Below are 21,623 nucleotides of genomic sequence, written 5' to 3' on the forward strand. Positions count from 1 at the left end.
TATTTGTCTGCGTTGACAGATAAATGTCCGCATTGACAAATTAGTGTCCATTAAACAGTCTGGATAAGGCATATCAAAAATGAACTGCTATGGTCACAATACTAGTTTAACAATGCATGACTTATTAACTAAGGATACAGACACCTGGGGATGGAGTTTCCCGTCGCTTTCGATAAATCAAATCGGATTCTTATAGTTTGTCTAACTGACGTTAAATTAAAATTTTTTCTTGCATTTTGATTTTGAATTGTAATTACCTTAACTGTTAATAATCTGTTCCACCGCAACAGAAATATCTGGAAACGCCAAAGGTTGAATTGTTCCTGTAGTCAATGTCAGTTTTGTGGCATACTCTCCGTCTAAGATTTCCCGAAACACCACTAAGTGTAACTTTTTGAGATTGACAACCCAATACTCTAAAATACCTGCTTCTGCGTAGATTTTGCTTTTTCTTTCTAAATCTTTTTCTAAACTGGAGTTAGCATACTCAATCAACCAGAAAATATTTTCTGGATAGGGATGATGCTCTCGATACTCGCGTCCTAAATGTTGGACAATGGCAATATCTGGTTCTGGTTCCGAGTCGTTGGGTAATGTGATAGGCTTGGCTTGACGTATGGTGGCACGTTTACCTAACAAATTCGTTAGATAATCTGCCGATTCATGACTACAATAAGCATGGGGTTCCCCTTCCGGCGACATTTCGACAATTTCTCCCTTAAGTAGTTCTACTTTGCGATCGCTCAAAATGCCAGCATCAATCATGCGGTGATATTCGTCAATCGTCCACTTAGCTACAATAACAGTCATGACGATTGATTCCTCCCAATAATTCTTAATATTTTACCATCTTAAATGTACTTCAAAGGAAGCCGCTTGTGCCCCTGTAGCCTAGACTGACAATCATTGCGGCTGTAGTTATTAGCAGAAACGATGTTAATTTTTATTGAAGTTTAATACTTATATCTTCCGGTAGAAGGAAAACAATATTGTAATTTCTAAGCTAGTTATTAAATTTTCTGATGGATGAAATTATGCTGAACATTATTGCTTGGATCATTTTGGGTTTAATTGCTGGAGCTATAGCGAAAGCTATTTATCCCGGTCGTCAGGGTGGTGGAATTGTTTCAACTATGGTTTTAGGTATCGTAGGTGCTGTAATCGGGGGAATTTTAGTTACTCTTTTAGAGACAGGAAGATTTCAATTAACTGCTGCAACCCTCAGTATTCCCGGTGTAATTGTTGCCGTCATTGGTGCAATAATTGCCATTTTTCTCTGGAACTTATTAGCTAATCGTGCCACTTATTAGTTGAATTAAATCCCTAAAAAATCAATCATGATTAGAACCAATTCCTTCGTAATTCCCCCTTTGAAATTTTACGCCAAGACAAAAACTCCACTTCCGTAAAGATAGTGGAGTAATTAATGTTAGACTATCAGCAATGAATCATCGCTAGTATTGTTATTTACACTGCAAAAACTAAATTAGTCTAAAGCTTTCTTCAGTTCGTCTTTAATGTTTTCTACAGTGTGAGTAACTTGGGCTTCAGCTTGCTTTGCTTGTCCTTCAGTTTTATCTTGTGGATTACCGGTTATTTCACCCACTACCTCTTGGATTTTTCCTTCAATATTTTTTACAGTAGCTTCTACTCTTTTTTCGGCACTCATGGTTTTTATTTCCAGCTTGTAGTTGATTAAGCTATTACATAAACTAACAGTAGTGTATTATTTGTGACTTCCATCAAGCGATACAATAATTTGGTAAATTATGTATCTTAAGATAGATACGGGGTGTTACGGAATACCCTAATTAAAAAATATGAAGATATGATAAATTTGCTGTGTCTAGATCCCCGGCTTCGTAAAAGTTGCCGGGGATCTAACTTTTCACGAATGATTTAGGACTGCTATATCCATCTTCATAGAGAATTAGTATAAGTCAAAACAAATTTTCAACAAAGGGAAAGTAAAGGAGTGGCAACAAAACGTCAAAAAAATGTCTGGAGGGGTGAGATTAATGACATCATTCGGGGTGCTTGCGGAGGCTTTTTATTTGGCATACCTTTGTTGTACACAATGGAGGTTTGGTGGATTGGATCGCTGGTCAAACCACAACTGATGATGATGGCGATCGCATTCATGTTTATTGTGGTTTTCTTGCTCAACCAGACAGAAGGCTTTCGGAAACGCAGATATAGCTGGCAAGCTTATCAAGCCACAATGGATACCGTAGAAGCGATCGCGATCGGACTAGCCTGCTCTGCCTTTGTGCTGCTACTATTGCGAGAATTGACGCCAGAAACTTCCCTAGAGGAATCTTTAGGTAAAATCATCTTTGAAAGTGTACCTTTCACTCTGGGTGTAGCATTAGCAAACCAGTTTTTGGGAGATACCAGAAATAGTAATACAGAAGATCAAACAACACCTCAGAAAAATAGTGCAACTAAGGATAACCAGATTGAGTTATATGCTACCTTCGCCGATGTAGGTGGAACCTTGATTGGTGCAACCATAATTGCATTTAATATCGCTCCAACAGATGAAATTTCTATGCTAGCAGCCGCAACCTCGCCACTTTGGGAGTTGGCAATGATCGCCACATCTTTGTTGATTTCTTATGGCATTGTATTTCAGGCAGGCTTTTCTGACCAGCAAAAGCGAAGACAGCAAAAGGGAATTTTCCAACGACCATCAAGCGAAACCATTATGTCTTACCTAGTGTCACTGCTAGCAAGCGCTTTTATGCTGTGGTTTTTTCAAAAGTTAACTTTTAGCGACCCTTGGACAATGTGGTTAGATCACACGCTGATGCTGGGGTTACCTGCAACTATTGGCGGTGCAGCCGGAAGGTTAGCAATATGACTCAAACAGAACAACAACCAAAGCGCTCAATAGCTGAGTGGGTAACATTTAGCATTGCCTCACTTATCCTAGGAATCATTGTGAGTCTGGTGGGCTATACTTGGCTGAACGAAAAGAATCAACCTCCAATCCTTTCTGTTACCAAAAAAGAAACAATTCGGGAAATTGATGGACAATTTTATGTTCCCTTTGAAGTTATGAATAGTGGAGGAGATACAGCTGAGTCAGTTCAGATTATGGCTGAGTTAATGATTGACGGCAAAGTTACAGAGACAGGAGAGCAACAGATCGACTTTTTATCTAGTGGGGAAAGTGAAGAAGGCGCATTTATCTTTAGCAAAAACCCGCGCCAAGGTCAGTTAAATCTGCGTGTTGGTAGCTATAAATTGCCGTAGTGAAGATTTAAAACCGCAGTTGCAGGAGGTAGAAAGAGCAAATCATCCAGGGATTCAACCCCGGATGATTTGGAGTCACTGAACGGAATTTTGTATTTCATTTCACTCTATCTGATTACTTTCACCATTGTCTGTTGCACGTCGGACCTTCTCTACTTGCTTGGGTGCTTCTATTTCTCTAAAGAGTTGAATCGCTTTCTCAAAATTTTCTTTACTTTTTTCTAATTCTTCCTTTTTTTGATGAGTCAATCCCAATTGATAGTAAGCTTCAGCAAGGTCACATTTAGCACCTATTTTCTCCAGCAGTTCTATCGCTTTTGAATGATCAGAAAATGCTGTTTCAAATTCTTGCCGTTCTCGATGAAGTTCTGCTAGACCAGTTAAAGCCCTAGCTTTAATTTGAGTGTAGTGGTTGTCATCAGCAAAAGTAACAGCCTGATTGTACATTTGAAAAGATGTTTGGATATCTCCTAAATTTTTATAAGTTAATCCTAGAAATATAAATCTATGTCCTATAGCCCATTCATTTAATTCATCTGAGTCATCTTTTGATGAGTTATAACTTTTATTAGCAAAATTTTGTGCTTTTTCTTTAAATGATGTATTTGAATATATAAAAGCTAAACCATAATATGCTTCTATTTGAAAATTATAATGATTTTTTTGCTGAGAAATTTCTAAAAGCTTGAAAAAAATTTCTTCTGCTTCTTGCATTTCTAATAAATCTATTTTACAAATCCCCTTGCCTACTAATGAACACATATAAAACCTATCTAATGTTAAATCATTCTGGCTATTAGTATTTGCATGTAAGCATTCTATATCTAATATTTCTGCATTTTCATACTCCCTAAAGCTTTCAGAAAGATTACCAACGATCCAATAGCTTTGAGCAAGATTAAGGTGAATGCTTACCAAATTTATTCCACGTAAAACATTACCAATTATTTGAGTTCCCGCTAATATCAGTTTTTGTAATAGGCCTAATGTCCGAAGTGAAGTACCTAGATTTTCTCCACCTTCTAAATTATGCCATTTCCATTTTGATTTTCTTCTATATACCATTACACTACAAGCCGCTTCAAAATCATCAATAGCTAAATAATGATAGTAAGCTTCAAAAGCTTGTAATGCTTCCTCCATAATGTAAACCTTGTTAACACTGTTTGTCCAAAATTCTGCTGCTTTCCGGTTTGCTGTCTCCCAATCTTCACTCGCTCTCAGCCTATTAATTGCTTCTTCCCTAATCACCGGATGCAACCAGTATTCGCTATTTTGAAACTCTACCAAAGAGCGATCGCGCAAAGAACTAACTACTCGCTGACGTTGTGACTCTGGCACATCCCATAGCAAAGAAAAAAGCCCATTAATAGAAACTGTTGCAATATCTTGATAACGATAACATCCTAAACGACAGAGGAGCTTAAAAGCTGGAGAATGGTGTTGTGCCAAACGATTAAGCTGAGTGGTGACTAAATCTCTTAAATCAGCCTCAACTAATAAATCTCCCTGATTCATTTGCCAATACTGCTCTACATTCCCTGCATAATCTACTTGAATAGCACCAGCAATAATTTCCATTGCTTTAGCATTTCCTCCGTAGGCATTATGTATAGCACTCAAAGCTGGAGAATTTGTTTGAAGACTGCGGCTGTTAAAATATTCTTCCCATGCGTTAACAGACAAACCTTCCAGAATATAATACGAAACAGAAACATCAGATTCATGTAGGCGATCGCGGCTGGTAATCAGCGTCAATGACTGCAAACTTGGATCGGCTAAAACTTGCAATAACTCTACATAGCAGCGATGAGGCTTGATAAACTTACCATTTTCATCCAGTGCGGGTTCAAGATTATCAATTAAAACTCCAATTCTTTCAGCCTGAAGTTTTTGGCGAAAGCGTTCAAGTGATACACCAAACTCCCGTCCTGGTTCTTCATTCAGTTGCCGTAGCCGTTCCTCAACTAAACTTCCAATTGGAGTAATATTCTCGGTTTCTTTGGCAATCGGAAACTCTATATAAAAACTAAATTTTTGCTTAAGATAATTTCTGGCTAAAGTTGTCTTTCCTACACCACCTTTTGCTTGAATCAGGATAACTTTTGCACCTTGGCTATCGAAGTTATTGAGATGTGCGATCGCTCTTTCACGCCCAACAAAATTCTTATCTGGTATGCTTTTTTGAGTTGTTATTTGTTCTAATGTTGTGGTTTGTATAAGAGTTTTAGCACCTACTAAGTCTGGCTTGTACTTCTCAAAAAGAGCAATCAAATCAGCACGTTTTGAGCAGCGTTCGTCTGAAAACTCATTTTTCAAACCAAACTTTCTCCAGATGACTCTGATGTGTTGTCTTACCGTTGATTGAGCCATCTTTAGGGATTTGGCGATCGCTTCATCTATCTGTCCAGCCAAAAACTCGAACAATACTTCCCGTTGCCTGTATGTTAACTCGTTGAATGCTTTGTCAAACTGTCCTTTACTCATATTCTTATGCTAAATGCAAGCGGCTTCACAAGCGTTTACTGGACTTGTTTATAAAGACTCACAGCTTTGTGCAGTTGGTGTTTATTCAAGCAGTGCAACTATGAAATTACGCCGATATCGGTTTAACAAAGCAACAACCAAATAACAAACCAATAACTTGCTCAAAGGTATCTCAAACACCAGGAGGGAAAAAGCAATGAGTCGTTTCGAGAAGATTTCCGCCATCATAGCCGTCATCGGTTTGAGCATCCAGTTTACCGGGTTATGTATTCAGTTTACTAGGTCTTTGGACTCACCAAAATTTGATCCAGTACAAACACCGATAAGTCAAACACCCTCTATTTTAACTTTGTCCACCAACCGACAGGGATGCACCCCAGAGTCACTGCCTTTTCTTGGTATAGAAATTGGTAACGACAAAGCGTCTATACAAACCCACCCAAGCAAATAAAGCAGCTGATGGCTTATAAACTGGCTTGGGCCAAAGTCTGCTGCACCAGATACTCCGCTTTTAGCTATCAATGTTGATATTGAAACAAGAAATTACAGATTTATCATTATCAATTGACGCATGACAACTTCCGCAAGAACTATTTTGCTTGCTCCGAAGTGAATGTAAACATTAATGCCGTATGATAGTCGTTATTGTAAACCTACATTAAGGTGAGTTCGAGGATTCATGAAGTCTGAAAAAGCTTACAGGTATAGGTTTGAATAATTAAAGACTTTTTCAAAGTCCCTAATTTATTGAGAATAAAGTTAATAAATAGTGATGAACGGGGTTTAAAATCACACAAAAAACTGAGACTCAAATAAATAAGAACAAAAACAGAGTCTCAGCTATGTTAGAAATTATATCTCGACTTGATTTAACTAAATGCTGACAAGATACCCACCGGATAAAATTGGATAATTTATTTCTTGGAAATCCTTAAGCTTTAACCTTAGCTTTTGACCAGACGCCGTTTTCATCTTCATCATATTGCTGATGAACAGACTCCCAGGCGGCTTGTTCAGCAGTGAACTCGTCATTTTTCTCATTGAAGACAGTGTTATAGCGCTCAATAAATGTGCGTTGAGCTTCATCAGAAAGATGAGCGCGAACCTCAGGAGACAAATCTTCTGGACTGTTGCATTGTCCAGGACAAGGGCGAGCAAAGGTTTTTTCAATCGTGTTAATTTCTTCGCCACCAGCACTTTCGAGTAGCAATTGAAATTCGCCAGTGCGATCGCTTGGAACTTCTGCCATCAATAAGAACTCGCCAGCTTGTAAGCGGGTTTGGTAGATAGTGGCTTTATCTTCTGGCATCCCCAAAGTAGTTAGAACCGATACGAGACCCGCACCTGCACTACCTGCGATCGCTCCACTAGCAGCCCCCAACAGCACTGCACCAATAGGCCCTGCTGCCACGATTGGGCCGACAAAGGGAATAAACAGTACGCCTACACCGGTGAGCAAGCTGAGGAAGGAACCAAACAAGGAACCAAAAACTGCCCCTGTTCTCAAACCTCCCAGAATCACATCCTTTTTGCTAATAAAGCCAGCGATTCTCGTTTCTGACTGGAAGTTTCTGCCCATGACCGAAATATGATCTCTAGGCACACCCCTGTCTAGTAAACGTCGAATCACATCATCAATTTGCTTCTGCTCTTTAAATACAGCAGATATAGTACGTTCTGCTTTATATACTTCTGGCACTTAAAGACTCCTTGTATTATATTTTTTTGCAATGAAGATGGTGAATAGGTAGATGCAGACAGATTAATTCTTTGACACCAGTTGAGGGAGGATTGATTCCTCCCTCAACTGGTTTGACAGTTAGCCGTCCTCAACTGGTGACGTTATGAGCTAGCTAGACACCTACAGGTGTTTTAACCCCTTCTGCTGGCTGTTTCCCATCTGGCCCCAGTGCTTCCCCTTCAATAAATGAACGCAGCATCCAAGCCATTTCCTCGTGCTCTTCCATAAGTCCAGTCAAAAAGTCAGCAGTTCCCTGATCGTGGAACTTTTCACCAGACTGATCCACATGATCCCTTAAGTTACGAATAACCTGCTCGTGATCGTCCACTAAATTAGATACCATCCCCGTTGCTGTGGGAACATTACCAGCATGTTCCTTGAGGGTAGCAATCTTGAGAAATCCCTCCAATGAGCCAACTGGGTAACCACCCAAAGCACGAACCCGCTCTGCCAAGGCATCAATATTTAGAGTCAGCTTTTCGTAGTGTTCTTCCCAAAGCTGGTGCAAAGAGCGGAACTGAGGGCCAACGACATCCCAGTGGTACTTTTTGGTTTTTACTAATAGTAGATAGGCATCTGCCAAATCTTGATTTAACAGATTAATTACACCTTGACGCTGTTCTTCTGTCAAACCAATGTTTATCGCACGCATTGTTTTCCATCCCTAAGCAAAGTTATTTATTAACTTCCCAAATTTCAGACAGATTCCACATCAACCAAAGGAAACATTGTGAGCTTAAATTAATTCCCACATTGATAATTGTGCCTATACCTTAATAGGTAGTATTTAGCCAATAATCTAGTAATTAGCGAACTTTGTTGATTTTGTCAGCTACAAAAATAAAAATATTAAATATAAATAGTTAATGAAGACATCTGTAATCAAAATTATTTAAACCCAGTCTAAGCACAAATGTTCAGAGTGAGCATCCTTATCTACCTAGTTACAGTTGCCAGCTTCAAGTTACTAACATTACTAATTAGTAATGGGTGACTGCTCTTACACAATCACCCATTACTACCAAAAAATTACTAAGGTATTAACTCTGTTACTTACCTGTAACTTTCTCCAACACATTCTTGATATTTTCTTCCACTGATGTTGCACCTTGTGAATTTTCTGGACGCTTCTGCTTGTCAATATCAGCCGCTCCCTGAACTTCATTTAGTCCTTTGTTGGACTCCTCTTGAACCTTTTTCAATCCTTGTGGTGGTTCTTTAGCGGCTTCGTCAGTTTTGCGCTGAATGTCAAGCAGTTGTGTAGTGGCTTCAGTAGGGTCGCTTTGATAGCTATCGATCGCAAAAGCAGGAAAAGCACTAGATAACAATAGTAAGGCGCAAGTAAAAGCCACAACTAGAAAACGTACTGGATGTAACATAGATAAAACAGAAGCAATAATCTTCATTTGAAATCCTCGATAACAGCTTTAACAACGCAGAACTTTCACTAACAGAGCGGAGCTTATAACTTTATTTGGCAAACTTGAGCAATAATAAAACTAGCAAGCTACGCTTCAATCTGTAAGCTCCTAAGAAACAAACCTGACGAAGAAATTCTCTTTGTATTTCTGCATTGAATTAGTAAGGGATAATAAGCAAATACCACCTTAATTCTTTAGCAAAATCATTAGATTTCATCTTGAAATTCTTCGTTTTCAGGCTCCCTGTTTCTACTTTTACTTGGAAAACGCTAAGGTCTGCATCAATCTCTAGAATGAAGTTTCCTACATCTTTAGTTGCAATAATATCAGTCTCTAGGTATATCGACTTAATATAATTTTGGCAAGTTAATGGCTCTACTATTTATGTTCAGTTAGCTCGACTTTATCCAATCAGTAGGAAGACTTTTACAGGAGCTTGCGTTTACTGCTGATTCATGTGAATATTTTATGCCAAAAGCTATAAAAAATACTTATATTACACAGGCTTACACAGCGAATCTAGAGATTTATATATGAATATTAATACCCAGCGGATCAAAACAGATGTACTTGTCATTGGCGGTGGTACCGCAGGAAAAATGGCAGGTGTCAAGGTAAAACAAGCGAATCATAATGCAGATGTGCTGATTTTAGAAAAGGCTAACATCCGTTGCGGTGGTGCGATCGCGCTTGGGAATTTAGCTCATCCTGATGTTATTTGCGTAGGTGTAGCCAGCCGTAGGCATCGCCACAGGAAGAAGCTTATCTTGGAGAGGATTTAAAGGCATTGCACTTCGCCTAAAATTGAGGCTTTTGTACAAATTGCCACTGCAATTGAGCAACTTTTACCAATTGCAGACAACCTGAATAACTTTTCAAACAACCTTTAATAGTCTCTATTTACAATTAACTGTAAACTTGATAAGTCTGCCTTATTACCTCTTCTATTGAACTTAGGCGATGGAACATTTCTATTAATTCATGGGATCTGGTTTTTCGCTTCGCCAGCAGCACTTTTAACGCCGTTAAATAATGAATATCTGGGTCATCTCCCAAAGCAACTTCGGCTGCTTGCAAGACTTTTGTCGCATTTCCAAAAATATCCTCGTTGTCAAACCCTTCTTTTGCAGAAAGTTGATGTAACCCTGCATCGGGTACAGTTGCTCTACCCAGCAAGGTTTCATCTAACACCAAACCTTTCAATAACGCTAGCAAAGACGCGTAAATTAAAAAATCATCACAACTATCACAAGCTTTAAATTCAATGCGTCCTACTTCAGCCGGAATGCGGGCTATTTTTGTTAGTGAGGGTATACTATTAATCAATTGTTCTTCTTTCTGAACAAAAACTAGGGCTGCCGGTCTTTTTCCAGTTCTGATAAACGTTCGTACCGATAACCCATCCCATAAACCTCCTTTATAAAAAGGGGAACTATAACTAAAAGGAACGATATAGGGGCTGTAATAAGTTAACTTTCTACCAATATCAATCACACTTTCGGTAGACAAATCTGCCACTGAAATATTTAAATCTGGCCCATAAGATACCATGTGAATATTAGCAGTTTGTTCGTCAGGATAAGCCTCTAGCTGTTTGATTTCATAATCATTTAATGGAGGTTGAGGCTCAAAAGCCGGATTGTAGGGATTAAAACTGACCAAAACTGGTGAGAAGTCAAAGTTAGCAGCAACTTCACGTAGTAAGCGAAAACTTTCTGATAATTCCGTAATAGCGCTTTGAATATCAGAATGTATGGTTGTTCTAATTTCAATACCTTTAACATGACAGTCTATCACTTCATCGGAATCTGCAAATCTTTCAAATCCCTCAATATACCATCTCTTCATCTTAATACCTGCATCACCTACGCGCAGTTGAGGATAGTCGCTAGGGTATGTAGGTAGCCTTTCAATAATTTGATTGAAATCAGCAAATTTTGTGTGGGAAAAATCAGCAAACTTTCCTTCATTGTTTAGGAAAGCAACTTCATGCTCAATGCCAAATAAAAACATTATGTATACCTTTATTGTTTATTGAAGTGGGTGCGTACCCAGTTGGAGAGGATAGTTCCTTGTAAACAACAGTCTATCTAAGAAGATTTTGCAGTAGTAAGTTAATCAAATTCATAAGCGATGTCTACGGCAACCCGTTCGCGTAGCGTCTCCGACAGGAGAAGCGGGAACGCTGCAAAAATCTCAGATGATTTAGGATCTACTCTAATTAATTAGAACTGCTGCCTGAAGCTCACAAGCTTTAGCCCAGAGGGGAATTAGTAGTGTTTGTTGAATGATGCCGAGGTGAACTTTGGTTTGATTCATGAATACCTCCACAACACAGATTAAATCTCCCTTTTCAGTTTAAGTAGAAAAAATTCTCAAGATTACTCTCAAATGGATTTTACCCCAAGACCGACTGTTGCGATTTGAAAACTTCTCTGGTTTATGTCTCTATGGGGTGATGCCTACGCCTACGCGCTTTCTTGATCATTCTCTGCTGCCCCACTATCTTCATAGTCACTGGGTAGGGTAGCTTAGTAGTGACTGAGGAAAGCTTGAGACGTGAGTTTATGACAAGTACCGTTCAATCCCCCTACAGCAACGAACAGATTGCCGCTTGGTTGCGTGGACTGCTTACTATTGCTTGGGCTGATGGTAATTTTGATGACCAAGAGCAGGAATTAATTGCCACCATCACCAAAGATGAATTAGCTCCTAAGATTAAATGCGACTCACTAGAGGTAATTACGCCAGAAGAATTAGCCGCAGTGTTGGGTAAAGGTACACCAGCAGCGGAAAATTTTTTAAGGACAGCGATAATGGTAGCGATCGCAGATGGTACTTATTCCCCCAGCGAAGATGAGGTTCTACATCAGTTCTGTCAAGCCTTAGAACAGCCAGAGAATTTACTAGAAGCCCTTCGCCACACCCTAGAAAACCCACAGCAAGTTACCTCTGTTATCTCCAGCCCTGGACTTACAAAGCGTCAAATTGATGCACTACACCCCCTGCGTGACTGGCTAGATGGGCTAGATATCCAAGACCCAAGAGTAGCCCGCTTTTTGTGTAAAATGATTCCCTCCCAGTGTCCCTTTGAGCGGGATGTCACCTTATTTGGACGCAAGATTGTCCACATCCCGCCTATGTGTAAAATTAACCCCTTGTATGAGCAGCTAGTGGGCTTACGTTTCCGTGCCCTCTCTTATCTAGCAGATAAATGTGGTGAAGATGTTTCACCATATATTTAGTTAAAGTGAAGAGTGAGGAGTTATAATTTGTAACTCCTAATTCCTAACTCCTCACTTTTCACTATTATTTAAGTATGCAATTTATCGACCAAGCAAAAATTGAAGTTGAAGCTGGTAAGGGCGGCGATGGTATTGTCGCCTTCCGGCGAGAGAAATACGTACCAACTGGTGGTCCCTCTGGTGGTAATGGGGGAAGAGGCGGTTCAGTATTTTTCGTTGCCGACGAAAACCTGCAAACCTTGCTAGACTTCAGATATAACCATCGCTTTCAGGCAGAAAAAGGGACTCGTGGTGGCCCAAATAACTGCACTGGAGCAGCAGGAAAGGATTTGATCATCGAAGTTCCCTGCGGTACAACCATTTATGATGCTGAAACTGGCGAATTGTTAGGGGATTTAATTGAACCTAAGCAGACTTTGCTGATTGCCCAAGGTGGTAAAGGCGGACTGGGAAATCAGCATTTCTTGAGTAACCGTAACCGCGCCCCAGAATACGCCCTCCCAGGATTACCAGGCGAAATAAAGCAGCTGCGCCTGGAGTTAAAACTTTTGGCAGAAGTCGGAATTATTGGCTTACCAAATGCTGGTAAATCCACTCTAATTTCATCTTTATCAGCAGCACGTCCGAAAATCGCAGACTACCCCTTCACTACCCTTATCCCAAATTTGGGTGTAGTGCGGAAACCTACTGGCGATGGTACTGTTTTCGCCGACATTCCCGGACTAATTGAGGGCGCGTCTCACGGTGCAGGGCTGGGACATGATTTCTTGCGTCATATCGAGCGCACGCGAGTGCTACTTCACTTGATTGATGCCACTAGCGATGATGTGATTAGAGACTACAACACAATTAAGGAAGAATTACAAGCTTATGGACGGGGTTTAGCAGAACGTCCGCAAATTTTGGCGCTGAACAAAATTGATGCAGTCGATCGGGAAACTGTGGATTTAGAGGCGTTAGCCACCCAACTTAATCATCTCTCCTACGCCCCGGTTTTTGTGATTTCAGCGGTTACTCGCACCGGGTTAGACCCGATGTTACAGGAAATTTGGGGAATTCTCGACCAAATGAAGGTTCCTGAAGAAGTGGAGGTATTTAGCTAACGAAATGACGAATTATGTTGACGGATGCTGAATCAGGGGAATCTTAATCACAAACTCAGCGCCTTGTCCCGGCTCCGAAAAACATTCCAAGGAACCGCGATGTTTTTCTGTAATGATTTGGTAGCTAATGGCAAGACCCATCCCCGTACCTTGGCCAATGGGTTTGGTAGTAAAGAAGGGGTCAAATAGTTGTTTTTTAACATCTTCTGGTATTCCCAATCCATTGTCAATAATCCTAATTGTTACGTGATTTGGCTGCTGTAGTTGGGTGCGAATGCAAATGTGCGGCGGAGTTCTTTGCTCTATCCTTCGGGCATTTTCCCCAAGGATAGGACAAATGACGTAGGCGCTTCGCCTTCCCGCAGGGTATGGCTCTTCCAAGGCATCGATCGCATTTGACAAAATATTCATGAATACTTGATTTAGCTGCCCAGCGTAACATTCAACCAGCGGTAGTTTGCCGTATTCTTTAATTATTTCAATTGTCGGGCGTTGGTCATTACCCTTGAGGCGGCTTTGCAAAATCATCAGAGTACTGTCGATTCCCTCATGAATATCAACAGCTTTCATTTCGGCTTCATCCAAACGCGAAAAAGTTCGCAGGGAAAGCACAATCTCTCGAATGCGGTCTGCGCCAACTTTCATTGAGTTGATTATTTGTGGCAAATCTGATTTCAAAAAGTCTAGTTCGATTAGTTCTGCAAAATCCTGAATTTCTGGCACAGGTTCAGGATAATGATTTTGGTAGAGTTGCAAAAGTGAAAGTAAATCTTGGGTGTATTCTTTGGCAGGGCTGAGGTTGCCATAGATAAAATTGACCGGGTTGTTGATTTCGTGTGCCACTCCTGCAACTAGTTGACCCAAACTGGACATCTTTTCAGTTTGAATTAAGTGAGTCTGGGTGTGTTGAAGTTCGTGGAGTGCAACTTTAAGTTCTTCGGCTTGTTGTCGTAGTTGCCCTTCCGACTTTAGCAGGGCTTCCTTGGCTTGTTTACGTTCTGTGATGTCCCTAGCAACAGCTACCTGACAGAAAGGCTCTCCTGTTTCAGGATGTTTAACCATGAACATGTTGCAATCAGTGGGAATTTCTATACCTGTTTGAAAATGCCTATGGCGAAACTCACCTTGCCAGGAACCATGTTGAGACATCAAAGGAATAATTTGTTGCTGAAACTCTGCAAAAGCTTCTGGTGAATGAAAATCAGTCACTAACTTAGTTTTGGCTGCTTCCAGGCTACTAAGTCCCAGCATTTTGAGTCCGGCAGGGTTCACATACAGAACTTGCCCTTCCATTGAAGCAATGCCAATAAAGTCGCTGCTGTTTTCAATCAATGCTACAAATTTTTGCTGTTCCTCTTCTGCTCGTTTGCGTTCTGTGATGTCCAGCACCATTGAGGCAACGCCAATCACCTGGCTATCAGGAGCCACTAACGGGTTGTTATACCACTCACAGACCATCGTCCTGCCATCTTTAGTGAGGTTATTGTTGACACTAAAACTTCCTCCACATTGTGTTAACAGGGCAGTGATAATCTCATTTACGTGCTTTCTGGCGTTTTCAGGTACTATCATCTCAAAACGATTCCCCAGCATCTCCTCTGTGGTGTATCCAAAGATTCTTTCTGCTGCTCGATTCCATGTCTGAATCTCAAAGTTGGAATTCCATTCAATAATCGCTAAAGGTGTTTGTTCAATCAGCAACGCCAGTCTTTGCTGTGAACCCCTGAGTTCTGCCTCTGCTTGCTTGTATTCGGTAATGTCGCGATAATACCAAATCCTACCGTAATAGTCTCCTAAAGGTGATATCTCATCACAAGCCCCTTGCTGTTTACGCACGGGTGCAGAATAACGCTCAAAAATCTCTCCAGACTTGAGGAAAATTTCATCACGGCTACTTTCCTCTGGATGCTGGTAAAGATACTCTACCTTAGCCAGAAATTCGTCTGGATTTACTAGTTTGTCTAGTACCCATGCCACGAGTTGGCGATCGTTCCCTGCTTGGATCAGTGCCGCAGGAATTTGCCATAGCTGGGAGAATTTCTGATTAAATGATGTAACTGTAAGATTTTCATCAACAATTAGAATTCCATCGATGGAAGCTTCTTGTTGAGCTTGGAGTACAGCATTAATGCGGTGTAGGTCTTTCTCTGCTTGCTGGCGTAAGCGCAGCGCAGCTTGTTGTTCGCTGATGTCGCAAAGCAACCAACGCCAGCCTACCTGCTGACCTTGTGAATTATACATAGCAACCATCCTGATCTGAGCAGGAAAGGCTGTGCCTCTTCGTGGCTGTAGATCAACTTCCCAATTCTGCACCTGCTGCAAATTTGCCAGTTGGTTCATAAAGGTTTGGCGGTCTGGTTCAGCGACAAACAGGATGAATGGTTTACCTAACAGATACTTTTGTCTCACAGATAGTAAGGCTGCGGCTACATAGTTAGCCTCTTTGATGATGCCGGCTACATCGGTCACCAAGTAAGCATCTGGGGCGAGATCAAACAAATCCTGGTAACGCTGATGCTCTAATTCAGCCGTTTCACGAGCGATCGCTAATTCTTCGTTTTGTTGGCGCAGTTCTTCTTCAACTACCTGGAGTTCTTCCAGGGTTTCCCGAAGTGCCTCACAGGTTTCCATAAGATCAGTAGTATCAGTAACTCTGACGGTCACACTCGGAACTTTCTCGGTTTGATTCGGTAAAATGATGTCTCGAATACTACCCACCAGAAATTTATTACCAGTCTCATCCTCAAAGCAAGACTTTTTTGTAGAGATGAGATGAGTTATACCCTGAGCATCGGTAAAAAGATCCTGGTTCTCATTAGTAATATTTGTGGTAAAAACCAGTTCATCTTTTTCTCGGAACACATCAGCTTCTGCTTGAGGAAAAAAATCATAGTCTGACTTGCCAATTAATTCTTCTCGGCTATGACCGACGAAATCACAGTAGGTATCGTTAAGTAATACCCAGCGATGTTGACGGTCTTTGACAAAAATTGGGTCAGATATGCCATTGATTATCTGATGCAGAAATGTCAAGGAGAAGTTTTGCGGCTGCGTGTTTTGTTTTTGCGCGGGGTTATTTAAGAATCTAGAATGGTTCATACCCGAATTTATTTCTAAAATCAAGCTAAACAGCTTTTGTTTAGCTACGTGTGTGTCAGCAAGAGTAGTATTTATTATTCCCAGACTAAATGATGCAACAACCAAAGCAATCTCTAAATTTTGGTGTTTCCAGGGGATTGGGGATTAGGAAGATTTTGTTCAAAGAGGCTAGGCAATCGCATTTATCGACTGTGGCGCAGCTTTTTTGAATAGCATAATTGATACAAATGCTTAAAAGCCTTGCTTGCTCGTAAAAAAACGGAGTTAGACTAGAACCACAGGGTAACAATCAGAGGAAGATTATGATGAGCGATCGCGACTATACATTAATCATTGACAAAAGCGGTAGTATGTCCACGCCCGACCAAGTGGGTGGTAGAAGTAGATGGGAGATAGCCCAAGAGTCTACTCTTGCTTTGGCAAGAAAGGCCGAACAGTTTGACCCCGATGGCATTACGGTGTACTTGTTTTCCGGTAGATTTAAACGCTACGACGATGTCACCTCAGCTAAAGTCGCACAGATATTTCTCGAAAATGACCCTGCTGGGACGACAAATTTAGCAGGTGTACTTCAGGATGCACTCAATAACTACTTTCAACGCAAAGCAGCCGGTAAAACTAAGCCAAACGGAGAGACAATTTTAGTCATCACCGATGGTGAACCAGATGATCGCAAAGCTGTGTTTGAAGTCATCATTCATGCTACTCGCCAGATGGAACGTGATGAAGAATTAGCAATTTCGATCATTCAAGTAGGTTCAGATGCCCAAGCAACTAAGTTCCTCAAGGCTTTGGATGACCAGTTGCAAAGTGTTGGCGCTAAATTTGATATTTGCGATACCGTCACTTTAGACGACTTAGAAGAGATGAGCCTTGTAGATGTATTGACGAATGCAATAACTGACTAATGTGTTAATCGCTCATAGTCCAGTAACTCTGAACTCTTAATTGGAGAATTGAATAATGCTAGAAAATCGTGACTATACCTTGATTATCGATAAAAGCGGCAGCATGGCAACCCAAGACCAAAAGGGTGGTAGAAGTAGATGGGTTGCAGCCCAGGAATCTACTTTAGCTTTAGCTAGTAAGTGTGAACAATTTGACCCAGATGGGATCACTATCTATGTATTTTCTGGTAAATTTAAGCGATACGAAAATGTTACATCTAGCAAAGTAGCACAAATTTTTCGAGAAAACGATCCCTCTGGTACAACTGACTTAGCAGGTGTGTTAAAACACGCAACTGATGATTACCTTCAACGCAAAGCAGCCGGTCAAACAAAACCAAATGGTGAAACAATTTTAGTGGTTACTGATGGTGAACCGGACGATCGCAAAGCAGTCATGAGGGTAATTATTGAAGCTTCTCGCCGCATAGATCGAGATGAAGAATTAGCTATTTCTTTCATTCAAGTTGGGACAGATCAGCAAGCTACCCGCTTTCTCAAACTCTTAGACGATGAACTCCAAAGTGCTGGTGCTAAGTTTGATATTTGTGACACAATTACTATGGAAGATATGGAAGATTTGAGTCTATCGGAAGTGCTACTTAATGCCATTAATGACTAGCTATACTATTTATTAGGAATTGCAAAAATGGATTCCATTGATAAGCTATTAGCTCAACTCGAAACTGGATACAAAGAAGTACAACCTCAACAGCAGCAGTCAAAATCAGCCACAGCCAAACCCTTTATCCCACCATCGCCAAAGTCGGCATCTTTCATGGATAACCTTTTGGCAGAAGTTAAGGCTGATTTTGCAGAAGAGGATGCTGCTATGGAGTTAAAAAGACAGCAAGAACTAGAACACGAAAGAATTCAACAAGAACAACTCAAAGCCAAACAACTAGAGGCTTTGAAAGTGCAGGCAAAAGAATGGTTAGCTAAAGTAGATCCACTATCGTCTGAAGGACTTTGGTTTGAAAGGTTTGCTGAAAGTTACCCCTCAAAATTAGAGGCAGCAATTGAATATTTACACAACAACGAATAAAATAATTCGTAATTCGGATAAATCTGCTAGCTAAAATTATAAGGTAGCAATTATTATTTATTACCTATAATCAATATTTATGGTGATTTGTTAGAGCTAAATGTTTCACAGCCCATTCATGCATAGCATAAAGAATTGGTTGCAAAGTTTCTCCTAAAGGCGTTAGTGAATATTCTACCTTGGGTGGAATTTGGGGATAAACTTCTCGATGAATAATACCGTCTACCTCCATTTCTCTGAGTTGCTGGGTCAGCATCTTTTGCGTAACTCCTGGTAAAGCTCGCTGCAACTCGCCAAATCGTTTGACACCAGTCATTAATTCTCTAATAATCAAAACTTTCCAGCGTCCGCCAATCACCTTTAGGGTAGTTTCTACTTCACAAGTCAGCCTGCTATTATTTTCTGCTTCAGCTTTCATAGTTAGTTTTTAGGAAGAACTTTACTCAGGTTTACTGGATAGTGCGTCAGGGAAAGTAGTGTGAAATTAATTTGAAGAAGGCAAGAGCCAAACCTCCTGCCTTTCAAGCTAGATGGTGAATGTTCTCAATTTTTTGAACATTGGATACTCAAGGATATCTCTAATTACGTAGCTATCAATTCAGAATCGATTTCCGACGGCGCACTATCCTGGACTAGCGATCGCGTTTCGCCGTTGCGTTGGAGGATACCGCCAACCATTGCCAGCAAGGCGTTCACCTTACGGGTTCGCCACATATCTACGAGTTTTTGCACCTTAGTCGCAGACATCCGTCGCATCATCGCTTCGTAGAGATAAGCAGCATGTCCAGTTTCATCTTGGGCAATACTTAGCATTCCTAACTTCAAGTTCCGAGCGGTTGGCTCGTTATCAGGTAATACTTTTGCCATTCGCGCAAAATCTTTACTAGCATCTAACTCCAGAATGTATGTGCTAGCCATAAACACATCCCAATCAATGACAGCCGGTTTTAGCTGTTCTTGAGGGTAACCCTCAAAGAATGCTGCAAAAAAGGGACTACGCTGTTGTGATTTCTTTGTGGATGGAGTTTGGGGTTGACGCTTGAAATCTATAACTTGTTTATTCAGCTGTTGTAAGGCGTGGGCAAAAATTTGGCCATGCCTAGTTTCATCTGATGCATGTTTTGCTAGTTTTTCGGCTAGCCATGTATCGCCTTCGGCAGATGCGCGATCGCTAAGTGCAGATAAAAATGGCACAGAGCCAGATTCAGCCAACTGAAACCCCGCAAGGATGTTGGGACGGGTTTTAGAATCACGAATTTGAGCAGCAGAGTAATAGGCAAAAGCGCCTGAACCAGCTAGATGCAGAACGTGAGTCAAGAAGTTCATCAGAAATTCCCGCTGACAATTGGAAGGTTACAATTCTTATACTAATCCGCATTTTCTATTCGGTTGCCGCCAGGGGGCAGGGAGCAGGGGAAGCAGGGGAAGCAGGGGGGGCACACTTCTACCGTCGGAGACGCTGCGCGTAGCTTGCTTCCCCGTAGGGGTACGGCTGCGCTCAGTCACCAGGGGGACTTTTGGAAGTTGTTAAATCATCTTGCAAATATGTAACGCCCGATTTTGGATTTTGAATTGCCTGTGGCAGTTATGTCAACGGTTAACAAATATATCTTTTCATTTTGCTAGTATCATCCCACAGAGGTAATGTAGGTGACTTTGGATGGAGAAATTAATAAAACCAGTGCGATTTTGGCTTTGTGCAACTATCATAATTTTGGGTTTGATAGGCTGCGATCGCTTCATCACTACTTCTGGAGAACCCGTTGAACGAGTGAGTGATGGCGATACTTTAGTAGTGAAAGATGCCGATGGCAAAAATCTTACTGTACGCTTTGCTTGTGTAGATGCACCAGAAATAGCCCATACTAACAAAGAAAAGCAGAGTAAACGGACTAGCGATCGCAATCAATTTACTTGGGGTGTGAAAGCCCAAGAACGGGTGCAACAACTGGTGCAACAAGGAGGCGATCGCGTAACTTTGAATATCACCGATAGCGATCGTTATGGACGCAAAATTGCCGAAGTTCGTTTAAAAAATGGCACTTTTGTGCAGCAGGTATTGTTACAAGAAGGTTTAGCAAAAGTGTATCGTCCCTATTTAAACAAGTGTCCTAGTAAAAATTTAGTTCAACAAGCTGAAGCTGAGGCGAAAGAACAACGGCTTGGTGTTTGGAGTGATGCCAAATTTGTTAATCCTTGGGAATATCGCAGCCTATATAAGAAGTAAAAACTCTAGCTGTTTCTAATTGAATGCACTACATTTTTTGGCATTGCATATTTGCGCGATGAATTAGCAACTTCCAAAATTGCCCCCTGCCTCCTACCTCCTGCCTCCCCTACTCCTCTCCCCAAGTTTGCAGTTGCAAATAAACTAGTACCAAAGTTGCTGCTAGTAACACCGTCGCTGCTGCTGCTGCATAACCAAAATCAAATTGACCAAAAGCCTCTTGGTAAATGTAATAAACCAGCAAATTAGTCGAATTCAGTGGCCCACCGCCAGTCATTACATAAACTTGCTCAAAACTCCGCAATGTAAAAATCGCGGTAGTAATGATTGCAAATATGACAGTAGGGCGCAATCCAGGCAGAGTAATATACCAAAATTGTTGCCAAGCATTTGCTCCATCCAAATCTGCTGCTTCATAACGGCTGGGAGGAATTGCTTGCAACCCTGCTAAAAAAACCACCATATTGAAACCCAGTTGTTTCCAAATACTCATTAAAATAATTACTGGCATTGCCCAAAATGTGTCTCCTAACCAGGGTATGTCTGGAATGCCAAAAAAATCTAAAAGTCCGTTAACTGGCCCTGGTGTTTGAAACAGCCAGCGAAATCCCAAACCGGCTGCCACAAGTGAGATAATTGAAGGTAGAAAATAAGCACTTCGTAGGATGCCCCGCAAGGGAATGGAGCGGTTTAATAACACTGCCAATCCCAAGGAGATAACTAAACTGGGAATAATGGTGGCAACAGTAAAATAAAAGGTGTTACCCAAAACTTGCCAGAAGTCGGGGTCGAGTAGCAAGCGCCAATAGTTTTTTAAGCCTATCCAATAAGTACCTTTTAAGGTGAAACTACCAGCAGTGAAACTGAGGTAAAACAAATAGGCGATCGGCCAAATGATAAAAACGCCCAGTAAAATTAGTGCTGGTGTGAGAAAAATCCAGGCGGCTACTGTATCATTATCCAACCACGATTTAGTATATTTTTTTGGCATCAATAATTTTCCCTCTTAGCTGTTATGACCTTCCGCCCTGATTCTACCCTTAGCTTGGT

22 protein-coding genes are annotated in these 21,623 nt (G+C 41.0%); 11 read left to right on the forward strand and 11 right to left on the reverse strand.

The annotated features are described in order from the left end of the window. Nucleotides 1-258: 258 nt before the first annotated feature. Nucleotides 259-810: a Uma2 family endonuclease gene (locus RM347_RS19920; protein WP_322716915.1), complete on the reverse strand. Its 552-nt coding sequence runs from the start codon at nt 808-810 to the stop codon at nt 259-261. Between the two features lie 227 nt (nt 811-1,037). Here RM347_RS19920 and RM347_RS19925 point away from each other — a divergent pair, with 227 nt between their 5' ends. Next, nucleotides 1,038-1,310, forward strand: a complete 273-nt coding sequence (locus RM347_RS19925) for a GlsB/YeaQ/YmgE family stress response membrane protein (protein WP_322716995.1) — start codon at nt 1,038-1,040, stop codon at nt 1,308-1,310. 176 nt (nt 1,311-1,486) lie between these two features. Here the strand turns inward: RM347_RS19925 and RM347_RS19930 are convergent, their stop codons facing one another. After that, nucleotides 1,487-1,669: a CsbD family protein gene (locus tag RM347_RS19930; RefSeq protein WP_322716916.1), complete on the reverse strand. Its 183-nt coding sequence runs from the start codon at nt 1,667-1,669 to the stop codon at nt 1,487-1,489. Between the two features lie 306 nt (nt 1,670-1,975). Here RM347_RS19930 and RM347_RS19935 point away from each other — a divergent pair, with 306 nt between their 5' ends. Then, nucleotides 1,976-2,863, forward strand: coding sequence for a TIGR02587 family membrane protein (locus tag RM347_RS19935; RefSeq protein WP_322716917.1), 888 nt, complete (start codon nt 1,976-1,978; stop codon nt 2,861-2,863). Beyond that, nucleotides 2,860-3,258: a TIGR02588 family protein gene (locus RM347_RS19940; protein ID WP_322716918.1), complete on the forward strand. Its 399-nt coding sequence runs from the start codon at nt 2,860-2,862 to the stop codon at nt 3,256-3,258. The genes RM347_RS19935 and RM347_RS19940 overlap by 4 nt, the downstream gene beginning before the upstream one ends. A 102-nt stretch (nt 3,259-3,360) precedes the next feature. Here RM347_RS19940 and RM347_RS19945 read toward each other — a convergent pair whose 3' ends face one another. Further along, complete coding sequence (locus RM347_RS19945; protein WP_428850584.1) at nt 3,361-5,745, reverse strand: tetratricopeptide repeat protein; 2,385 nt, start codon at nt 5,743-5,745, stop codon at nt 3,361-3,363. Between the two features lie 196 nt (nt 5,746-5,941). Between RM347_RS19945 and RM347_RS19950 the strand changes: the two genes are divergently transcribed. After that, nucleotides 5,942-6,196, forward strand: coding sequence for a hypothetical protein (locus RM347_RS19950; RefSeq protein ID WP_193948341.1), 255 nt, complete (start codon nt 5,942-5,944; stop codon nt 6,194-6,196). A gap of 480 nt (nt 6,197-6,676) precedes the next feature. Here the strand turns inward: RM347_RS19950 and RM347_RS19955 are convergent, their stop codons facing one another. From RM347_RS19955 to RM347_RS19965, 3 genes are all read right to left on the reverse strand, one after another. Beyond that, a complete protein-coding gene (locus RM347_RS19955; RefSeq protein WP_322716920.1) occupies nt 6,677-7,444 on the reverse strand; it encodes a ChaB family protein in 768 nt (255 codons plus the stop codon). A gap of 154 nt (nt 7,445-7,598) precedes the next feature. Beyond that, entirely contained in the window at nt 7,599-8,138 is a 540-nt protein-coding gene (locus RM347_RS19960; RefSeq protein WP_322716921.1) for a Dps family protein, read from the reverse strand. 397 nt (nt 8,139-8,535) lie between these two features. Then, complete coding sequence (locus tag RM347_RS19965; RefSeq protein ID WP_322716922.1) at nt 8,536-8,892, reverse strand: hypothetical protein; 357 nt, start codon at nt 8,890-8,892, stop codon at nt 8,536-8,538. Between the two features lie 548 nt (nt 8,893-9,440). On the opposite strand from RM347_RS19965, the gene RM347_RS19970 reads away from it, so the two are divergent. Continuing rightward, nucleotides 9,441-9,689 carry an FAD-binding protein gene (locus tag RM347_RS19970; protein WP_322716923.1) on the forward strand — a complete coding sequence of 83 codons (249 nt, stop codon included), beginning with the start codon at nt 9,441-9,443 and terminating at the stop codon, nt 9,687-9,689. Between the two features lie 124 nt (nt 9,690-9,813). Here RM347_RS19970 and RM347_RS19975 read toward each other — a convergent pair whose 3' ends face one another. Continuing rightward, nucleotides 9,814-10,920 carry a glutamate--cysteine ligase gene (locus tag RM347_RS19975; RefSeq protein WP_322716924.1) on the reverse strand — a complete coding sequence of 369 codons (1,107 nt, stop codon included), beginning with the start codon at nt 10,918-10,920 and terminating at the stop codon, nt 9,814-9,816. Nucleotides 10,921-11,474: 554 nt separating this feature from the next. Between RM347_RS19975 and RM347_RS19980 the strand changes: the two genes are divergently transcribed. Together RM347_RS19980 and obgE are read left to right on the forward strand one after the other, a co-directional pair. Further along, nucleotides 11,475-12,152 (forward strand): Mo-dependent nitrogenase C-terminal domain-containing protein, encoded by a 678-nt coding sequence (locus tag RM347_RS19980; protein WP_322716925.1) that lies wholly within the window; start codon nt 11,475-11,477, stop codon nt 12,150-12,152. Between the two features lie 74 nt (nt 12,153-12,226). Further along, entirely contained in the window at nt 12,227-13,255 is a 1,029-nt protein-coding gene (obgE, locus tag RM347_RS19985; protein ID WP_322716926.1) for a GTPase ObgE, read from the forward strand. A 12-nt stretch (nt 13,256-13,267) separates the two neighbouring features. Here the strand turns inward: obgE and RM347_RS19990 are convergent, their stop codons facing one another. Further along, a complete protein-coding gene (locus RM347_RS19990; RefSeq protein ID WP_322716927.1) occupies nt 13,268-16,354 on the reverse strand; it encodes a PAS domain-containing sensor histidine kinase in 3,087 nt (1,028 codons plus the stop codon). Between the two features lie 302 nt (nt 16,355-16,656). On the opposite strand from RM347_RS19990, the gene RM347_RS19995 reads away from it, so the two are divergent. The 3 genes from RM347_RS19995 to RM347_RS20005 are packed head-to-tail and all read left to right on the forward strand — an operon-like array spanning nt 16,657 to nt 18,346. Further along, nucleotides 16,657-17,262, forward strand: a complete 606-nt coding sequence (locus RM347_RS19995; protein ID WP_322716928.1) for a vWA domain-containing protein — start codon at nt 16,657-16,659, stop codon at nt 17,260-17,262. Between the two features lie 55 nt (nt 17,263-17,317). Continuing rightward, nucleotides 17,318-17,923, forward strand: a complete 606-nt coding sequence (locus tag RM347_RS20000) for a vWA domain-containing protein (RefSeq protein ID WP_322716929.1) — start codon at nt 17,318-17,320, stop codon at nt 17,921-17,923. 27 nt (nt 17,924-17,950) lie between these two features. Continuing rightward, nucleotides 17,951-18,346, forward strand: coding sequence for a salt stress protein, Slr1339 family (locus tag RM347_RS20005; protein ID WP_322716930.1), 396 nt, complete (start codon nt 17,951-17,953; stop codon nt 18,344-18,346). Between the two features lie 70 nt (nt 18,347-18,416). On the opposite strand, the gene RM347_RS20010 is transcribed toward RM347_RS20005, so the two are convergent. Beyond that, nucleotides 18,417-18,764, reverse strand: a complete 348-nt coding sequence (locus RM347_RS20010) for a winged helix-turn-helix transcriptional regulator (RefSeq protein ID WP_322716931.1) — start codon at nt 18,762-18,764, stop codon at nt 18,417-18,419. Between the two features lie 164 nt (nt 18,765-18,928). Continuing rightward, the gene (locus RM347_RS20015) at nt 18,929-19,672 is read right to left on the reverse strand and encodes a ferritin-like domain-containing protein (RefSeq protein WP_322716932.1); all 744 of its coding nucleotides are present in this window, start codon (nt 19,670-19,672) and stop codon (nt 18,929-18,931) included. A gap of 334 nt (nt 19,673-20,006) precedes the next feature. Between RM347_RS20015 and RM347_RS20020 the strand changes: the two genes are divergently transcribed. After that, a complete protein-coding gene (locus RM347_RS20020; protein WP_322716933.1) occupies nt 20,007-20,573 on the forward strand; it encodes a thermonuclease family protein in 567 nt (188 codons plus the stop codon). Between the two features lie 109 nt (nt 20,574-20,682). On the opposite strand, the gene RM347_RS20025 is transcribed toward RM347_RS20020, so the two are convergent. Continuing rightward, the gene (locus RM347_RS20025; RefSeq protein WP_322716934.1) at nt 20,683-21,564 is read right to left on the reverse strand and encodes a carbohydrate ABC transporter permease; all 882 of its coding nucleotides are present in this window, start codon (nt 21,562-21,564) and stop codon (nt 20,683-20,685) included. Between the last annotated feature and the right edge of the window lie 59 nt (nt 21,565-21,623).

Origin of the sequence: Nostoc sp. ChiQUE02 (genome assembly GCF_034531305.2) — a bacterium.
Lineage (GTDB): Bacteria > Cyanobacteriota > Cyanobacteriia > Cyanobacteriales > Nostocaceae > Nostoc.